General features: G+C 38.6%; 13 protein-coding genes. 9 read left to right on the forward strand and 4 right to left on the reverse strand.

What is annotated here, in order from left to right; translation table 11 throughout:
- Positions 1-44 precede the first annotated feature (44 nt).
- From QNI22_RS16025 to QNI22_RS16040, 4 genes are all read left to right on the forward strand, one after another.
- Positions 45-2,744, forward strand: coding sequence for a hypothetical protein (locus QNI22_RS16025; protein ID WP_314512100.1), 2,700 nt, complete (start codon positions 45-47; stop codon positions 2,742-2,744).
- A 621-nt stretch (positions 2,745-3,365) separates the two neighbouring features.
- Entirely contained in the window at positions 3,366-3,836 is a 471-nt protein-coding gene (locus QNI22_RS16030) for a MarR family winged helix-turn-helix transcriptional regulator (RefSeq protein WP_314512102.1), read from the forward strand.
- Positions 3,837-3,903: 67 nt separating this feature from the next.
- The gene (locus tag QNI22_RS16035) at positions 3,904-6,357 is read left to right on the forward strand and encodes a 3-hydroxyacyl-CoA dehydrogenase/enoyl-CoA hydratase family protein (RefSeq protein WP_314512104.1); all 2,454 of its coding nucleotides are present in this window, start codon (positions 3,904-3,906) and stop codon (positions 6,355-6,357) included.
- A 69-nt stretch (positions 6,358-6,426) separates the two neighbouring features.
- A complete protein-coding gene (locus tag QNI22_RS16040) occupies positions 6,427-7,605 on the forward strand; it encodes an acetyl-CoA C-acyltransferase (RefSeq protein WP_314512105.1) in 1,179 nt (392 codons plus the stop codon).
- A 59-nt stretch (positions 7,606-7,664) separates the two neighbouring features.
- Here QNI22_RS16040 and QNI22_RS16045 read toward each other — a convergent pair whose 3' ends face one another.
- The gene (locus tag QNI22_RS16045) at positions 7,665-8,900 is read right to left on the reverse strand and encodes a M20/M25/M40 family metallo-hydrolase (protein ID WP_314512107.1); all 1,236 of its coding nucleotides are present in this window, start codon (positions 8,898-8,900) and stop codon (positions 7,665-7,667) included.
- A gap of 159 nt (positions 8,901-9,059) precedes the next feature.
- Between QNI22_RS16045 and QNI22_RS16050 the strand changes: the two genes are divergently transcribed.
- The gene (locus QNI22_RS16050; RefSeq protein WP_314512109.1) at positions 9,060-9,839 is read left to right on the forward strand and encodes a prolipoprotein diacylglyceryl transferase; all 780 of its coding nucleotides are present in this window, start codon (positions 9,060-9,062) and stop codon (positions 9,837-9,839) included.
- A gap of 65 nt (positions 9,840-9,904) precedes the next feature.
- Here the strand turns inward: QNI22_RS16050 and QNI22_RS16055 are convergent, their stop codons facing one another.
- Positions 9,905-10,801, reverse strand: coding sequence for a hypothetical protein (locus QNI22_RS16055; protein ID WP_314512111.1), 897 nt, complete (start codon positions 10,799-10,801; stop codon positions 9,905-9,907).
- 251 nt (positions 10,802-11,052) lie between these two features.
- On the opposite strand from QNI22_RS16055, the gene QNI22_RS16060 reads away from it, so the two are divergent.
- A complete protein-coding gene (locus tag QNI22_RS16060) occupies positions 11,053-12,465 on the forward strand; it encodes a radical SAM protein (protein WP_314512113.1) in 1,413 nt (470 codons plus the stop codon).
- A gap of 365 nt (positions 12,466-12,830) precedes the next feature.
- On the opposite strand, the gene QNI22_RS16065 is transcribed toward QNI22_RS16060, so the two are convergent.
- Together QNI22_RS16065 and yihA are read right to left on the reverse strand one after the other, a co-directional pair.
- Positions 12,831-13,205 (reverse strand): TonB family protein, encoded by a 375-nt coding sequence (locus QNI22_RS16065; protein WP_314512115.1) that lies wholly within the window; start codon positions 13,203-13,205, stop codon positions 12,831-12,833.
- A gap of 291 nt (positions 13,206-13,496) precedes the next feature.
- Entirely contained in the window at positions 13,497-14,111 is a 615-nt protein-coding gene (gene yihA / locus QNI22_RS16070; protein ID WP_314512116.1) for a ribosome biogenesis GTP-binding protein YihA/YsxC, read from the reverse strand.
- A gap of 315 nt (positions 14,112-14,426) precedes the next feature.
- Between yihA and QNI22_RS16075 the strand changes: the two genes are divergently transcribed.
- The 3 genes from QNI22_RS16075 (at position 14,427) to QNI22_RS16085 (ending at position 18,966) form a co-directional block, all read left to right on the forward strand.
- On the forward strand, positions 14,427-16,421 hold the full coding sequence (locus QNI22_RS16075) for an OmpA family protein (protein ID WP_314512118.1): 1,995 nt from the start codon (positions 14,427-14,429) through the stop codon (positions 16,419-16,421).
- Positions 16,422-16,523: 102 nt separating this feature from the next.
- Positions 16,524-18,608 (forward strand): OmpA family protein, encoded by a 2,085-nt coding sequence (locus QNI22_RS16080; protein ID WP_314512119.1) that lies wholly within the window; start codon positions 16,524-16,526, stop codon positions 18,606-18,608.
- A gap of 22 nt (positions 18,609-18,630) precedes the next feature.
- Positions 18,631-18,966 carry a hypothetical protein gene (locus tag QNI22_RS16085; protein WP_314512120.1) on the forward strand — a complete coding sequence of 112 codons (336 nt, stop codon included), beginning with the start codon at positions 18,631-18,633 and terminating at the stop codon, positions 18,964-18,966.
- Positions 18,967-18,979: the final 13 nt, after the last annotated feature.

Genomic DNA, 18,979 nt, shown 5'->3' on the forward strand with positions numbered 1-18,979 from the left:
CTTTAATACACTCTTAGTCTGTCTGTATTTAAAACAAACCATTCTTGACTAGAAAATACTTTCTTGCCATTGCAGGCATTATCATTGCAGGAATTGTTGGATTTGGTACCTACCAATGGTGGCTTAATCGCCAACTTTCTCCTGCATGGACTGCAGTTCCTATACATTCTCTGCTGGTTGTTGAAGCGGATAATCCCCTGAATGTGGTTTCAAACTGGGAAAAAGAAGAGACTTGGAAACCAATACAATCTTTACCTTATTTTCAGACACTCCTTTCTCGCCTGAATTCTCTGCAAAAGTATCCGGAAAGCAAAGAAATTCTTCTCAACAAGAAAATTCTGATGTCGTTACATGTAACAACCCGTAACGATTTCGATTACGTTTTTTACATTCCTCTGAGTGAACGCGAAAAAACAAGTACACAGAAGCTAATACAGCAGTTTCGCGCAAACACAGAGTTCCGGACAGATACAAGAATTTTTGGGGATCATAAGATTACAGATATTACAGATCGCTCCTCCAGACAATCTTTTTCTTTTATTTTTACGGACGACTTATTAATTGGTAGCTACACTTCTTTCCTTGTAGAAGATGTTATTCGTAAACTCAATGAAGGAACTGTAAGCCGGGACACACAATGGAATACCTGGAACAAGTCTGCTACCGTATCTAAAGGGCCTTTACAGGTTTATGTTAATCTATCGGCTACACCAAGATTAGCACAGCTGTTTACCAACAGTTCATCTGATGCGGGTATCCTCTCTACATTGGGTTTGTTTACAAATCTGGAATTGGCTCAGGAAAAAAATAGTATCAATTTAAAAGGCAATACACACCTTAGTTCTCAGAATAATAAGATCAATTATCTGAGTATGTTTGAGGGTCAGGAGGCACAACCTGTGTCCTGCTTGTCCATGATTCCCAATCAAACAGCAATCCTCTATCATTGGACATTTAGCAAGCCGCAAGCCTATTTCAAAAAACACTACCAATACGATTCCCTATATCATTCATCTGCTCATCCCAAATACTTTTCCTGGATAGCAAATGAAATGGCCTTAGCCATTGTAGAGACAACAACAGGAAATCAACCAGATCGTCTCCTTTGTGTACGAACTAACGATGTCTCTAATGCTGCTAAACAGCTTAAAGAGGTTAGTATACAATACGATGAAGGAAATGGACACCCCCCTTATCAGGAAAAATATAAAGGAGCGACTATTCATCAAATCTATAAACCAGAATTTCCCTCAAGTGTATTTGGCAATGAAGTTAATGGATTCTCTCAATGCTTCTATACCATTATTAATCAATATGTTGTATTTGGCAATTCTGTACAAAGCCTTAAAAATTTACTAGATATACGCGAGACGGGAGATGTATGGAGCCAGTCAGCTATCAAACGTAATTTATTCAAAAGTGAACAATCGGCTCATTTCACCATTCAAATAGATGTAAGTCATGCATGGTCCTTGTTTTATCAAAAGGCAGCTCCTCACTGGCAGCAAATTATGCAACAGTACAGCAGTTCATTGAAAGATTTCGAACATCTGACAATACAGTTTCATAGTGAGCACAAGAACACTTTTGAAACAGAAATAACAGCACATTATCGGAGTAAGCCTATTGCATCATCAGTCGCCAATACATTTTTTGTCTCCTGGAAAGCCACAGCTGATACGTTGCTTAAAATGCCACCAGTACTGGTACGTAGTCACATAGACCGTAGCCGGGAAGTATTATTACAAGATGCAGCAAACAGGCTATATCTTGTCAACCAATCGGGTCAGATCTTATGGCGCAAATGGATGGAGAGCCCAATACAATCTGAAATTTATCAGATCGACTATCTGAAAAACAATAAGCTGCAATATTTATTCACAACCTATCATCAACTGTTTATAGTAGATCGCAATGGTGCACCAGTTTCTCCCTTCCCAGTAAAAGTACCAGCACCCACAGGGCTACATACATTATCTCTGATTGATTATGATGGAAATCTGGAGTATAGATTTCTGGTATCTGATATGTTAGGTAATCTATATATGTATGATAAGTCGGGGGCTATACTTGAAGGCTGGAACCCACTTCATACAGGTTATCGCCTGGAATGTGCACCTCAACACATTCGCATTCATGACAAAGATTATTTTGTTGTTCTGCAAGCAAACGGAAAACTCACTCTACTTAACCGTCGCGGACAAGTCTATACTGGGTTTCCGGTAGATTTGAAAGCTCGTACAGAAAGCAGATTCTTAGTAGAAACAGGACTATCTCCTGAAGAAACTACTATTATTATTGTCACCAAAGAAGGGGAAATTATCCATACTGATCTGACAGGTAAGATCACTAATCGTAAACAATTATATCACACCTCAGGTAATAATGTGTTTCGTATGTGTATAGAACCCAGACAGAAAGATTGGGTAATTGCCAGAATTGACAATCGTACTATCGCTATTCTTGATAAAGAGGGACAATCTCTGTTTGAAACAACAGGCAATATCTCTGATAACATCCAAATCCAATATTACAATTTTGGAGCTGGCTTACGTCTGGTAGCAATAACCAATCCTGTTGCTAAAAATACAACACTTTATACATTGAATGGAACTGTAATAGGAAAAGGACCGATTCATACTAGTAATACCATTGCTGCTGTATATGTAGATGCTTATGATAAATTGCTAGTTTACCATACAAGTGATAAACAAATTCAAGCTCTGTCAGCAAAAATAAAATGATCGCTAGCTAGTAAGATGTATTGTGAAAAGATTAGTTAGAATACTTTACTTATAGAATATCCATACCATAGATTCTGTAGCCCCCTTAAAATCTCAAGTCTCACTTAAAACACTCCGTTTATACCTCTAAATATAAACAGAGTGAATAATAAATTGCCAAGTTTGGAGGATCTTATTGAAATTCTGTAAGAACTAAAAATGTAGCTTAGCTTTGTCTGTTCCTTGTCTTATAGCTACTGACTGTCTCCTCCAAACAAGCTTCGTTGCTATATCTCTACTATTTTCTCTCTATATAAACCACAAATCATTAATACGAGCAGTCTGATTTTTTTCGGAATCAGTATTGTGATTGATTGTATAATTTCTTAGTAGGCTACTTAGAGAATTAAAAATATCTTTTATTTGTTTTTCCTTTATTCTATAAAAAATATGAAAAAAATAATTAAATTAGTATGCATGCATAACAATATTTTATTATTTTTGAAGGAAGTAATTTAAAGAAACTGAGATATACTAAAGGGATCAACCAGGAGAAATATTTCTCGGCCTTTTATATAGCTCAAAGCTTCTGTTCCCAAATCTGGTTTTTATTGAAAGATTTCCAATTGCCATTATCAATTTATGAAACGCGAAGAAACCGTTGATTATCAAATAAAAGCTTGTTGGCATGCCATTTCACGTATGTATAACAGTGAAGCAGCACAACATGATTTCACAATGGCTATTGGGCATGTATTGCTTAATATTGACGCAGAAAGAGGAACACCCGCTACTCACATAGGCCCATTGGTCGGATTAGAGAGTCGCAGTCTTACCCGTATGTTACGAACGCTGGAAGAAGATGGTCTGATCTATCGTGAAACAAACGCAAGAGACAAACGCTTTGTGAATGTTTTTCTGACAGAAAGCGGTAAAGAGAAACGTGAAATTGCTCGTCGTACAGTACGCGAATTTAACTTCATGATCCGGAATAATGTTCCTTCTGAGAAGCTGGATATTTTTTTTGAAGTAGTTCAGCAAATTACCAAAATGGTAGAACAACGACGCACCTTACAATCATCTGAATTGATGGAAACCGATCTTCCAGAGTAATCTTAGAAATACTCTTCATCACTAATCTATTATATATCTTTTTCATTCTTAATTCCTTTTCTGAATTATGGAAACATTAGTTGCCGAGAAAATACAGACTACAGGACAGAAAACACACCAAAATCGCCCAATCAGACGGGTAACAGTACTGGGTGCAGGTATTATGGGTTCACGCATTGCTTGTCATTTTGCAAACATTGGTGTAGATGTACTGTTGCTGGATATGGTACCGAAAGACCTGAATGATGCCGAAAAAGCAAAAGGTTTAACACTGGATAATAAAAACGTACGAAACAGAATTGTCAATGATCTGTTTCAGGCTGCCATCAAAGCTAGTCCTGCTCCTTTATACAATACTTCATTTGCTAACCGTATTGTACTGGGAAACTTTGAAGACAATATGAAAGATATTGCCACTGCAGATTGGGTGATAGAGGTTGTTGTTGAAAGACTAGACATCAAAAAACTTATTTATGAACAAGTTGAAAAATATAGAAAGCCTGGCACCTTAATTACTTCTAACACATCAGGTATCCCTATTCACCTGATGTCTGAAGGTCGAAGTGAAGATTTCCAGAAACATTTCTGTGGTACTCACTTCTTCAATCCTCCACGCTATTTACGTCTACTGGAAGTAATTCCTGGACCTAAAACAAATCCGGAAGTCATTGACTTTGTGATGCAGTATGGTGATCGGTATCTAGGCAAAACAACCGTATTATGCAAAGATACTCCTGCATTTATCGCCAATCGCGTGGGTGTTTATGCTATGATGAGTGTGATCAAAGCAACTGAAGAGTTTGGATTAACTATTGAGGAGGTAGATAAACTGACAGGTGATATTTCAGGAAAGCCTAAATCTGGTACTTTTCGCTTGTCAGATGTTGTAGGTTTGGATACTACTGTCAATGTTGCCAATGGCTTATATAACAACCTTCCAAACGATGAATCCAAAGAGACATTCAAGCTTCCTGCTATTGTTCAAAAACTGAGTGAGAACAAATGGCTGGGAGATAAAACAGGACAAGGATTTTATAAAAAGATCAAAAATGCAGCAGGTCAGTCCGAAATCCTTTCTCTTGATCTGAAAACACTGGAATACCGCCCACAACAAAAAGCACGCCTGTCTGTATTCGAACTAACGAAAGGAGTAGATGACCTGAAAAAACGCCTTCAGATTCTGATCAACGCCAAAGGAAAAGAAGGTGACTTTATGCGTGCTACTACCTATGATCTTTTCAGTTATGTCACTCATCGTATCCCTGAAATATCAGACGAACTGTATCGTATAGATCAGGCTATTTGTGCAGGTTTTGGCTGGCAGATTGGTCCATTCGAAACGTGGGATGCACTGGGAGTTCAGACAACTGTAACCAAAATGGAAGCAGCAGGTAAGAAACCTGCAGCCTGGGTATATGAAATGCTAGCCAATGGCCATGATACTTTCTATAAAGTAGAAGGTGGTATCCGAAAATACTATGATCTACAGGCTAAAGGATATAAAGCAGTACCTGGAACAGAAGAATTTATTCTACTGGATACCTTAAGAGGCAATAAAGTAGTTTGGGAAAACAAAGGGGCTACACTGTTTGATATCGGTGATGGTGTGTTGAATCTGGAAGCTCATACTAAAATGAATACCTTAGGCCCAGAAGTTATTGAAGGTATCAACAAGGCAATTTCGATTGCAGAGAAGGATTTCAGAGGTCTGGTAATTGCCAATGAAGGTGAAAACTTCTCAGCAGGAGCCAATCTGGGTATGCTGTTTATGTTTGCTGTTGAACAGGAATATGATGAAGTGGACCTTATGATTCGTCAGTTTCAAAACACGATGATGCGGGTACGTTATTCTGCGATTCCGGTTGTTGTAGCTCCGGCAGGACTTACACTGGGAGGTGGATGTGAGATGACTCTGCATGCAGATCGTGTACAAGCTGCTGCTGAAAGTTATATCGGTCTGGTAGAAGTGGGTGTGGGTCTGATTCCAGGTGGTGGTGGTTGTAAAGAAATGGCTCTTCGCCTATCAGATGCCTATGAAGCAGGAGACATTGAACTGAACTCACTCCAGAATGCCTTTATGAATGTGGCAATGGCAAAAGTATCTACTTCAGCCTATGAAGCATTCGACATGAAATATCTTCGTCGTGGTGATAAAGTAACCTTAAATCGTAGTCGCTTGATTGCTGATGCAAAAGAATCTGTACTGGAACTGGCAGATGCCGGATATACACAAGCCAAACAACGCAAAGATATAAAGGTACAGGGACGTACAGGTATAGCGTTATTTAAAGCAGGTATAGCTGCTATGCGTTATGGAAAATATATCAGTGAACACGATCAGAAAATTGCAGAGAAGCTAGCTTACGTAATGTGTGGTGGGGATCTATCCTATCCACAGGTGGTGACAGAACAATACTTGCTGGATCTGGAAAGAGAAGCTTTCTTGTCATTATGTGGTGAACGTAAGACCCTTGAGAGAATCCAAAGTCTACTGAATGGAGGCAAACCTCTCAGAAACTAATTACCTGAATGATTTCAGTCACTATTTCGTTTTCATTACAGAATACTTTCATTTAAAAAATCTGACAATATGAATGCATATATAGTAGCCGGATATAGAACTGCTGTAGGTAAAGCGCCTCGTGGAGGGTTTCGGTTTACCCGTCCAGATGATCTGGCAGCAGAAGTAATAAAAAAACTGGTAGCCTCTGTGCCAGCATTAGACCCTGCACGTGTGGATGATATTATAGTAGGTAATGCAGTACCCGAAGCGGAACAAGGCATGCAGATGGGACGTATGATTTCATTGCTTTCTATGCCTATCAGCGTTCCAGGTATGGTTATCAATCGTTACTGTGGGTCAGGAGTAGAAGCTATTGCTATTGCTTCTGCTAAAATTCATGCAGGGATGGCGGATTGTATGATTGCCGGAGGAACAGAATCTATGTCGCTGGTACCTACTACAGGCTGGAAACTAGCACCTAATTATGAATTAACACTCCCTCATCCTGATTACTACCTGGGTATGGGACTCACTGCCGAGCAGGTTGCAGACCAGTACCACATCACTCGTCAGGAGCAGGATGAATTTGCGTTCAAATCTCATCAAAAAGCGCTTAATGCGATCAAGAGTGGATATTTCAAGGACCAGATTGTTCCTATCACTGTAAAGGAAACTTATTTTGATGCAGATAGTGGCAAAAAGAAAACCCGCGAATATGTAGTAGATACAGATGAAGGTCCACGGGCAGATACAAGTATGGATGCTTTAGGAAAGCTAAAACCTGTATTTGCAGCAGGCGGAAGTGTAACAGCAGGTAACTCTTCTCAAACATCTGATGGAGCAGGCTTTGTACTGGTTATGTCTGAACGAATGGTAAACGAGTTGAATCTGAAACCGATTGCCCGTATGGTTACCTATGCTGCTATGGGTGTGGAACCACGCATCATGGGTATTGGTCCGGTTGCAGCGATACCACAGGCACTAAAACAGGCAGGTATGAAGTTAGAAGATATTCAACAGATTGAACTGAATGAAGCATTTGCGGCTCAGGCACTGGCAGTAATCAAAACACTTGGTATCAATCCTGATATCGTAAACCCTAATGGAGGTGCTATTGCATTAGGCCATGCTTTGGGTTCAACTGGTGCCAGATTGTCTATTCAGTTATTTAATGAAATGCGTCGCCAGAATCAGAAGTATGGTATGGTTACAGCCTGTGTAGGTGGTGGACAAGGAGTAGCAGGGATCTATGAGTTTTTAAACTAATTCAGTGTATCTGATATAGTGAAAGAGGCAGGCCAAAAACCTGCCTCTTTTTGTTTCTATTAGAATTGTACTGTAAGTGTAACGGTTTCAGCTCCTCTGCGGATCTTAACCTGAGCGGATGCACCTTTTTCATAAAAGTTTAGGGCTTCCATATAGGTATGGATATCAGTAACCTTATGCTCATCAATAGCCACAATCACATCTCCTGTCAACACACCTGCTTTTTTAGCGGGTTTATTCTCAGAGACTGCGTCTACTTTTAGACCATTGCCGTCTGAAGCATAACTTGGCATAATTCCCATAGTCACCTTCATAGAAACAGAAGCACTTTGATTGCTGTTGGTTTTAGTAGGAGTAAAAGCCAGATGAGGCAGTACAGCTATATCTGAAATAACCTGAATGATATACTGTAAAACAATCTGCTCTCCTACGTAATTAATCTTATCTGCATCATCACCAGGTTTATGATAATCGCTATGAGATCCTGTAAAAAAATGTAATACCGGAATATTCTTCAGGTAAAAAGATGTATGATCAGAAGCTCCTATTCCGGAAGAATCGAATGAGGCTTTCAACTTATCTGACTCGTATTTACGTAGTATATTTCCCCATGATGGACTAGTCCCTACTCCACTTACAATGAGTGTCTTGTTCTCAGGAAGTCTGCCTACCATATCCATATTCAGCATACAGTCTATTTTTGAAAGATCAACAATGGGATGATCTGTAAAATATTTTGACCCCAGCAATCCCATTTCTTCACCAGAAAAACATATAAACAAGAGGTTAACCTTCTCTTTTTCTTTATTCTGACTGTAATACTTCGCTAGCTCCAATACACCAGCTACTCCACTAGCATTGTCATCTGCTCCATTATGAATTTTTCCCAGAGGAGATATATCCAGTGAGCCTCCATCATGCCCCATTCCCAAATGATCATAATGAGCTCCTATAACAATTGTCTCTCTTGCACCATTATCCAGATAACCTATTACATTCTTCGTAGTCCGGTTAGTTGTGTCTACAGCGCCATGTGTGCTGGAATTCTTTACATCAAAATATTGGAAATAACCCTTCGCATCTCCTTTAGGTACCAGTTTTAATACCTTGAACTGACCAGCAATATAGTCAGCAGCTAACTCGCCACCTTTTTTGCCAGACCCTCGTCCTTCCATCTTATCACTGGCGAGAATAGTAATGTGCTTTTTTATATCTGTTGTAGAAATAGTTTGTGCTCCAGCATTATAAAAACTTAGCAGAGACAAGGTGATTCCAATAAATGCATTTCTCTTCATGGTGTTTGAAGTCATCAGGGTTTGTATTTTTTGAAAATTTCATGTACTTGTAGCGATAGGTCATCTTCATTGGTATCTTCAAACTTAAAACTTCTTTTTCAGTTTTGACTATTCGAAGCTTAACTATCTTTCCACGTATCTATTCAAACATCATTACCTGTGACCTTTCCTGTTAACTTTCACATAGCCGGATTTACCATCAATTCTCATTTGGTATTTGAGATATTATCTTATTCAATTGGTTTTCGGTATTACTTATGGCTACGTCGTCATACACATGATCCTATCAGCAATTCAGATCGTCTCTGGATATTTATTGGAGCCGCTGCAGGAGGGCTAATTGGTTCCCGAGTAGTAGGTATTCTTGAAAACCCGAATATATTCATACAGGCCTCTGGAAACTGGATGGTTTACTTGCAAAGCAAAACTATTGTAGGAGGGCTACTGGGAGGATTAATTGGAGTTGAACTAACAAAAAAACAATTGGGTGTCACTACTTCATCAGGAGATCTGATGGTTTATCCTATTATACTGGGAATGATTCTGGGACGTATTGGTTGCTTTCTGGCAGGGACGACCGATGGCACACATGGTAGTCCCTGTTCATTACCCTGGTGTATGAATCTGGGAGATGGCATCCCTCGTCATCCGGCTGCTTTGTATGAAATCATGTTCCTATCAGTAGTAGGAACATGTATCTTCCTTCTTGAGCAACAGTATGTATTGACCAATGGCAGTCGATTTAAAATCTTGTTAGCATCTTACCTTCTTTTTCGCTTCTTTATTGAGTTTATTAAGCCTGTGTATCGATTTAACTTTGGCTTATCAACGATACAACTGGCATGTATAGGAGGTTTGATTTATTATTATAAGGTATTTCTCTATCCTGCCAGTTTACTACTTGCCAGAAAAGAAATCATCCCAGATAAAGAACAATAAAAAACAGAAAACCACCGAAGGGCTGGGGCTCCGGTGGTTTATATTCCCAACAAGTAACCGTTCTATTACTCGATGGTAACTGTTTTAGAAATTCCGTTAACAGTAAGGGTAGCCTTATTATCGCAATCACCATTACCAAAATCGTAGGTAGCATCAGAATGAGCCGCTGATTTAATCAGATAGGTACCACTTACTACATATTGACATGAAGAAGAAGAAACTAATGGCTTGGTTACTGTTGCAGAGAAAGCTTTTCCAGAAGCATCTGTACCTGAAATAGCACCTGTAGCACTTACAGAAGAACTAGAAATCTGACCAGCAGTAGTGTATTTAGCACTTAAAGTTATTAGGTACTCACTATTACACTGTATTTTTTTGCCATCTTTATCTGTTATGACGCCATTAACCAATTTGGTGGTATATTCATATAAGGCAGTAGTTTCTGTAAGGGATTTGAGAATAGCTGAGAATGTATACTCTCCAGAAAGACCGTTACCATCTACTTCGTATCCTATGAAGTTTAGTTTACCTCCATACTCAAAAGATTCTCCTGAAAAATCTAAATTGATTGTGTATTCAATCTTTCCTTTAAAAGAGACTCCATCACATGTTACGCCATTACCAAAATCTATGACAATAATCATTTGGTCTTCAGATTCACTAGGTACAAAGCTTATATTACCACATTGTGTTTCTTTAATGGATGCAATTCTGGCATTCACAATCTCAGCCATGCGGCCTTTAGAAATCTTTCCATTTGTAGCTCCTGCTTGTTGAGAAAAATCAACAGCCATTGCATTGATACCTCCTAATTGGTTAATCAGATCTACTGTCGTTTGTACTGCAGCAAATTCTTTTTCTTCAGGTGATGGTTCAACTTCATCCTTTTTTCCACAACTAACCAAAAATGTGGTAATTAATAAAAGTGTAAATAATCGATAGATAAAGCTATGCTTTTGCATAATGTTGTAATTGAGTGTTTTTAAGAGTGAATAGCTAGATTTAATACGAAATGCTTTTTACATGTAAATCTTTCTGATCTTTGATCAGCCTTTAGTACATGTAAGTAAAACATCTTTACTACATAGAAAATATACTGACATTAGCTCAAATGTATAAAAAATCGGAATCAATTTAAATAAACACATATAAACTAAAGATTTTTTCTACCTTGTCTTATCTGTTATCTTGTAAGAAAACAACTATAAATAGTATGTCAAAACAACGTCCCTACACCTATTACGATTTTACACTAAGTCTTTGTTCTACCTGTCTGCGCCGTATTGAGGCCAAAATTGTGTTTGAGGATGATAAAGTTTTTATGTTGAAAAACTGCCCTGAACATGGACGGGAGAAAGTTCTGATAGCAACAGATATACCTTATTATAAAAATATACGAAACTACAACAAGGCCAGTGAGATGCCTCTCAAATTTAATATGGCAACTCATTATGGATGTCCTTATGACTGTGGTTTGTGCACAGATCACGAGCAACATTCATGTCTTACCCTCATAGAAGTAACAGACAGATGTAACCTTACCTGTCCAACCTGTTATGCGGAATCTTCTCCTACTCATGGCAGACACCGTACACTGGAAGAAATTAACCACATGATGGATATTATAGTGGCCAATGAAGGGGAACCGGATGTAATTCAACTTAGTGGTGGTGAACCAACTGTACATCCTCAGTTCTTTGAAATACTGGATCTTGCCAAACAAAAGCCTATCAAACACCTGATGGTGAATACCAATGGTATCCGGATTGCACAAGATGAATCTTTTGTAGAAAAATTAGCATCTTACATGCCTGATTTTGAGATTTACCTACAGTTTGATTCTTTTCGGAAGGAAGTATTGGAACAAATGCGGGGAAAAGATTTACGGGATGTACGTAAAAAAGCATTGGAGAACCTCAACAAATACAATGTATCTACAACATTGGTGGTGACTTTGCAGAAAGGATTAAACACAGATGAGATTGGGAGTATCATTGAATATGCATTGCAACAACCATGTGTGCGGGGTGTTACCTTCCAACCTACTCAGGTGGCAGGCCGACTCGAAAACTTCAATCCTGCAAAAGACCGGTATACACTGACCGAAGTCCGTCAGGATATTCTCAATCAGACTCCTATCTTTCAGGAAAACGACTTACTACCTGTCCCCTGCAATCCGGATGCTCTGGTAATGGGCTATGCCCTAAAACTAGAAGGCCAGGTGTTTCCACTTACACGGTTTATTAATCCAGACGACCTGCTTAATAATTCCAAAAATACGATTGTCTATGAACAGGATGATCGTCTCAAAGACCATATGGTAAATCTATTCAGTACAGCTAAATCTGTTGAATGTGCTACAGATGAATTAAACTCTTTGCTGTGCTGCCTCCCCTCTGTACAGGCTCCCGGACTAACCTACCAAAACTTATTCCGCATCATTATCATGCAGTTCATTGATGCTTATAACTTTGATGTTCGGTCTATTAAAAAATCATGTGTCCACATAGTCAACAAAGATGGTAAGATTGTTCCATTTGAAACAATGAATCTGTTTTATCGCGATGACAAGGCAAAATATCTCGAAGAATTGCGAAAAGAAAGAGAAGATAAAAGTATGGTATAGCTATTTCAACTAGCCATGACAGTAATATTAAAGAAAATATTGATTCCCAATATTCTTATACTGCTCACTTATTGTGCATTATGCTCCTATAAAATGATGTATGCGTTGGTAGGAATAGCAGGGTGCATAACCATCCAATGTTTTATCAACTTTCTTCTTATGCTGATAGCTTTTCTAAAAAAGGATAATAACCTTGCCAAAGTCTATCTGTTATGTATTCTCTGGATTTTACTTGTAGGGTTTTCCTCTTGTGCCTTAATTACTCTCAACAATACCCACTAAACGAAAAGCAAGCTTCAATAGCTTGCCTTTTTGTCATTTTGCTTCAAAGATTAATTTGCTGCAGAGTTTATTTACAAGTGATGTTAATTTCCTGGCTTAGGCAATACAAACTTTATAGGTACACCTACATCCATACGATATCCGGGAGCTTTAAATTTAAGCAATCCGGCAATACGCATAGCTTCTGCACCACATCCTCCACCAATCTCTTTTACTAGTTTAAATGAAGAGGTTTTACCATCTGCTTCCAATACAAAATTTACTTGGCATTCGCCCTGAATACGATTCCGCTTTGCAGTTGGCGGATACTGAATCATTTGCTGTATATCAGCAAGAAGTTTTTCCTGACCTCCTTCATAATATTCAGCAACAGGAATAAGACGTTTGCTTTGAGCCTGAACAGTCAGACTCATTACTCCAAATACAATTAGAAATAATGCTAAAACCTTGATTTTCATTTTCATAAAAAATAATTCAAAAAACAGGTAAAACTTTAAGAGAAGTTAAAACAAAGAAATTACCATAAGTATCTTCTTTGACATACGTAAATACACTTTCTATGATTTTTGTGATTGTATTCTGGTAGCAAAAATGCCTCAAATTATTACAAGCCTTAGAAGTAAGCCCATTCCACTGATTTTTGCATTGTGAATACCCGAAATCCTACAAAAGTCTCGTTGTTAGTACACACATTCACAGCAATTTGTATTTAGTAAACCTACCTACTCATAAAACACTTGTGCTATACGTTAGTCTTGAGGTACAGGTTGCCAATCCTGATTCAATTCATCAATAAATTTTAAGATCTCATCTTTCCCTGTTTTTGTTAAGGAAGAAGTAGAGAAAGAAACTGGCATTTCTTCCCAGTAATCAAGCATTTTGGTGGCATATTCATTTAGTAGTGCCTGTGTCCTGGTTTTGGATTGTTTGTCTGTCTTTGTGAAAATAATGGCAAATGGCAATTCATTTTCTCCTAACCATTGCATGAACTCCATATCTATCTTCTGGGCAGAATGGCGGGAATCTATTAATACAAATATACAATGGAGGTTTGTTCGGTTCTTTAAATATTCCTTTATCATTTTATCCCACTTCTCCCGCTCTTTTTGGCTTGCTTTGGCATATCCATACCCTGGCAAATCCACAAGATACCATTGATCATTGATAGAAAAATGGTTAATCAACTGTGTTTTTCCGGGTGTTTGAGATGTTTTGGCCAATGTAGGTTTACCTGTAATCATATTGATCAAAGAGGATTTACCTACATTAGATCTTCCAATAAAAGCATACTCCGGCATAGTTGGAGCCGGACACTTTTTATAATCGGTATTACTCTGTTTAAAAACTGCTGTCTGAATTTTCATATCTGAATCTGATTGCTGTTTTGTATACATTCACAGTATCGGCTTTCACAAACTACAAAGAGATTACTTGTACCCTTTATTTACCGCCAGTTGTGAATGTAAATGTGTCTTTTTCACCAGTAAACCATTCAACTGGTAATTTTCTGTAAAATTAGAAAAATCCCTTCCCTTTTGCGTTAGTTATTTCGGCAAACTTACATTCTCTCTTCTGAGTAGAGACTTATTACAGAATGCTCTTGTCTGGTAATTCTATACATTTGTTTGGTGCTGAATGTATTTCATCAGGTAACCGTCACATATAGCATCTGTTTGTTTATGAAAAAGATAGCATTTTTTTGTTGGGTTTTACTCATAGCTCTGACTGCACAGGCCCAGTCAGCAAAAAAACTTTTTAAGGAGGCAGAAGGATACTTTGAGGAGAAAATGTATAGCCAGGCACTGGAACTATACCTGGCAGGTTTAAAGCTTGATCCGGAAAATCCGAAGGCAAACTTTAATACAGGCCTTTGTTACCTGGAAACAGCATACAAAGAGAAATCTTTGCCTTATCTGAAAAAAACGCAGCAGATAAAACCAGATATACATAAGCAACTATTGGTTTTTCTGGGTGAAGCCTATCAATATAATCACCAGTTTTCAGAAGCACTCAAACAGTACCAGGCATTTCTGAATACAATGGAAAAGGATGATCCAGTGGCCTCTTATATCAATAGAAAGATGTTTGAGTGTAATAACGGTATCCGTTATATGAAAGACCCTGCAAAAGCGACAATTAATAATATTGGTTCTGTCATTAACTCAAAATACGCAGATTTTGCTCCTGTAATCTCGGCAGACGAAACAGTACTGGTATTTACATCACGGAGAGAAGGATCTACAGGTGAAGAACTATCTCCGGAAGATAACCAGTTTTATGAAGACATGTATATTTCCTATAAAGCAAATGGAAAATGGTCAACACCACGTAACCTAAAAGAAATTAACACAGACCAGCACGATGCCTGTGTAGCCTTGTCGTCAGATGGAAAGCAATTATTCATATACAAAGATAAGCAAGGTGGAGATTTGTATTATTCAGACTTTGATGCCATCAACAATATTTGGTCTAAACCACAAAGCTTAGGAGATAATGTCAATACAAAATACTATGAGACATCTATCTCCATGACATCTGATGGTCAAACCATTTATTTCTCCAGTAATCGTCCTGGTGGGTCAGGCGGACTTGATATTTATATGAGCCACAAAACACCTGAAGGAAAATGGGGAGAAGCTGTGAACCTGGGGCCTTCTATCAATACACCCTATGATGAAGACGCACCCTTTATCCATGCAGATGGAACTACATTATATTTCAGCTCACGCGGATTGGCAGGTATGGGAGGCTATGATATTTATAGAAGCGAGCACAATGAAGATGGCACCTGGACTGCACCTGAAAACCTGGGTTATCCAATCAATACAGCTAATGAAGACATCTACTTTGTACTCTCGGCAGATAATAAACATGGATACTATGCCTCTGCAAAAGAGGGAGGTGTTGGAGAAAAAGATATCTATATCATCTCAATGCCTCCTCGTAAAACAGTAGAAGTTGCATCCCAGATAAAAACCATACAGGTTAAAGCAGCTGCACCTACTGTGAAAACGGTAGAAATGAAAATGCAGGAGCCTATCGAGATCAATTCCAATGCAACTATTGTGAAAGGAAAAGTAATTGATGCAGAAACCAAAGAACCTTTAATAGCAGATGTAGTTCTGGTAGACAATATAACAGCAACGCAACTGGAAGAACATAAGACAGATACCGAAGGTGCATTCAGCACATTTATGCCATCTGGAAAAAACTATAATTTCTCCGTTCAAAAAGAAGGATATCTGTTTCACTCTGAAAACTTTGACATTCCGGAAGCGAAAGGTTTCCAGCAATTTGACCTGGTTGTGGAGCTGAAGAAAATAAATGTGGGGTCTAAAATTGTATTACGTAACATCTTCTTTGACTTTGACAAGGCAACATTACGCAAAGAATCTACTGCCGAGTTGGAAAATCTGCTGGAAATTATGCAGGAGATGCCCAAACTGAAAATCGAGATTTCCGGACATACAGACAACAAAGGAAGTGCTGAATACAATAAAACACTTTCTGGAAAGCGTGCAAAGGCCGTTGTTGACTATCTGATTAGTAAAGGTATTCCAGCAGAGCGGATGCGTTCTGCAGGTTATGGAAAAGAACGTCCTATAGCTGCCAATGACACAGACGAAGGACGTCAGCTAAATCGTAGAACAGAATTTGAAATCATTGGTAAGTAAGCAAAACCCGGTGATAATCATTTATGCTTTATTTCACTATATCTCTTGATATAATTCAGATAGTAAGACTTCCAGCTAGGAAATGAAACACAAGTTAAGTTTATGAAAAAGCTTTATACATACCTTTTATGGATTGGATTGTATCTGGCAAGCGGGCACTTGATTGCTCAAACGACCGATGCAGATCTGGTAGCAGAAGGTGACGCGGCCTACAACATTGGTGGTAAGATGCTGGCATTGGAAACCTATGAACTAGCGTTGAAAGCAAATCCAAACAATGTTCGCGCCAACTTTATGGCAGGGAAATGTATTCTGGAAACAATTGACAAGGGTCGTGCCAGCAAATATCTTCAGAAGGCGTATGAACTTGACCCTAAAGTTAGTAAAGACATACTTTTCCTGATTGCAGAATCGTATCACCTGGGTTTCAAATTTGATGAGGCGATCGACTATTATCAGAAATATACTACTGACTTGAAAGCGGGAGGGTTAAAGACAACAGAAGCGAAAAACTCACTGGCTAAAACCGAAAAGCGGATCAAAGAATGCGAAAACGCCCGTAAGTTTACCGCAGAGCCTAATGCATATCAAAGTACCAATGCAGGTGATGGAGTAAACTCTATCCATCCTGAATATGGCGTTGCTGTAAATAAAGATGAAACGATGATGGTGTTCACATCCCGTCGGGATGGGTCAACAGGTATTGGAAACGTGGATACAGATCTTCAGTTTTATGAAGATATCTATATTTCCTATTTCAAAGATGGAAAATGGCAACCTGCTAAAAATATTGGCTCCCCTATCAATACCGAATACCACGATGCAAGTATTGGTTTGTCTCCGGATGGTAAAACCCTGTATCTATACAAAGATGAAAACGGTGGAGATATCTATGTATCTGAAATGAATGAAGATAGCACATGGACAGACCCTCATCCGATTGACCAGCAGGTTAATTCAAAATATAACGAAAACTCTATCTCTATCTCTGCCGACGGATCTACTATGTTTTTTACAAGTGACAGACCCGGGGGATTAGGAGGTATTGATATCTGGATGTGTAAAAAAGATAAAAAAGGACGCTGGGGTAAACCTGAAAACATGGGAGCACCGGTCAATACTCCCAATAATGAAGACGGTCCGTTTATCGATTATGATGGCAAAACATTGTATTTCAGTTCGAATGCCCATGAAGGTATGGGAGGATATGATGTGTTTGTTTCAGAATTTGATAGTGTATCAAAAAAATGGAAAGAACCTGTTAACATAGGCTACCCTATCAGTACGCCAGATAATGACATCTATTTCGTAAAATCAGGGGACAGCAAATATGGGTACTATGCATCTGTAAAAGATGATGGTATGGGAGAAAAAGATATCTATAAGGTGCTCCTTCCTGAAGATCGTCGTACCTATGAACAACTGAAAAATAAACCGATTAAGAAAGATACGAATCAGGTTGTCAAGGATATCTCAAAAGATGTGCCTATTGAAGCCAAAGAAATGCAGGTGGTTAAACTTCAGATCCGGGTTCTGGCAGACGGAAAGAAATCACTTGATGTAGGAAGTATTATTGTAAAAGGCAAAGAAGATGGTGTAGTTGTCGGAATCAAAAAAGTAGCAAACGGTATCTACCAGTGTACATTCCAAAACAGCTCTCCTCAGGATTATATAGTATCTGTTGAACAAAATGGATACATGTTTGAAAACCTCGAGGTAACTGTTCCGGGCATGTCAGAGATGGAACAGTTAATCAGACGGGATGTAAAACTACAGAAGCTGAAAGTGGGATTTGTAACGGTTCTTCACAATATCTATTTTGACTTTAACAAAACATCTTTCAAAATAGATTCTTATAAAGAGTTAAACAAACTTGCCCGGTTATTGAAGGAAAATCCATCGTATCGGGTAGAAATTGCAGGGCATACAGACAATGTAGGCTCAAATGATTATAATCAGCAGTTGTCTCATAGAAGAGCTGTTGCTGTAGTGAATTACCTGATTAGCCGTCGTGTGGATGCAAGTCGTTTAACTGCACAAGGATATGGAGAAACCCAACCAATGGCCTCTAACGACGATGAGAAAGAAGGAAGAGAATTTAACCGGCGAACAGAATTCAAGATTATCAGTGAAGGTAAGTTACCAACACCTAATCCGACTACAAACACAACAAATACAGAGTTCTGATACTAAAAACAAAAGGTGCAGTTTGATAACTGCACCTTTTGTTTTTAAAGCTCTGCAATATGAATTATCCCAAATTTTGAAGAAGAATGTTGTTGAGAAAGTAATAACAAACATTAGCAAGAGAGTAAAGATAACTCCAATCGTGTGTGGTCGTGTAGGTGTGTTGGCATTCTTTTTACCGCGAGGTTGGCCTTTGGCCTGCGGGCTGAAGGATCGGGAAAAAGTGCCTTTTCTTTGGTTATCACGCTGTGGCGTGACAAAGAAAGTAGCATGTGGTAGGAAGAGATATGTCCTGGACTATAAACAAGCTTGGATACAAGCAAGAGAAAAGGAAGAGAGAGTGATTCTCAAAAATTAACCCAAGCCTACAC

The sequence above is a fragment of the Xanthocytophaga agilis genome (assembly GCF_030068605.1).
Classification (GTDB): domain Bacteria; phylum Bacteroidota; class Bacteroidia; order Cytophagales; family 172606-1; genus Xanthocytophaga; species Xanthocytophaga agilis.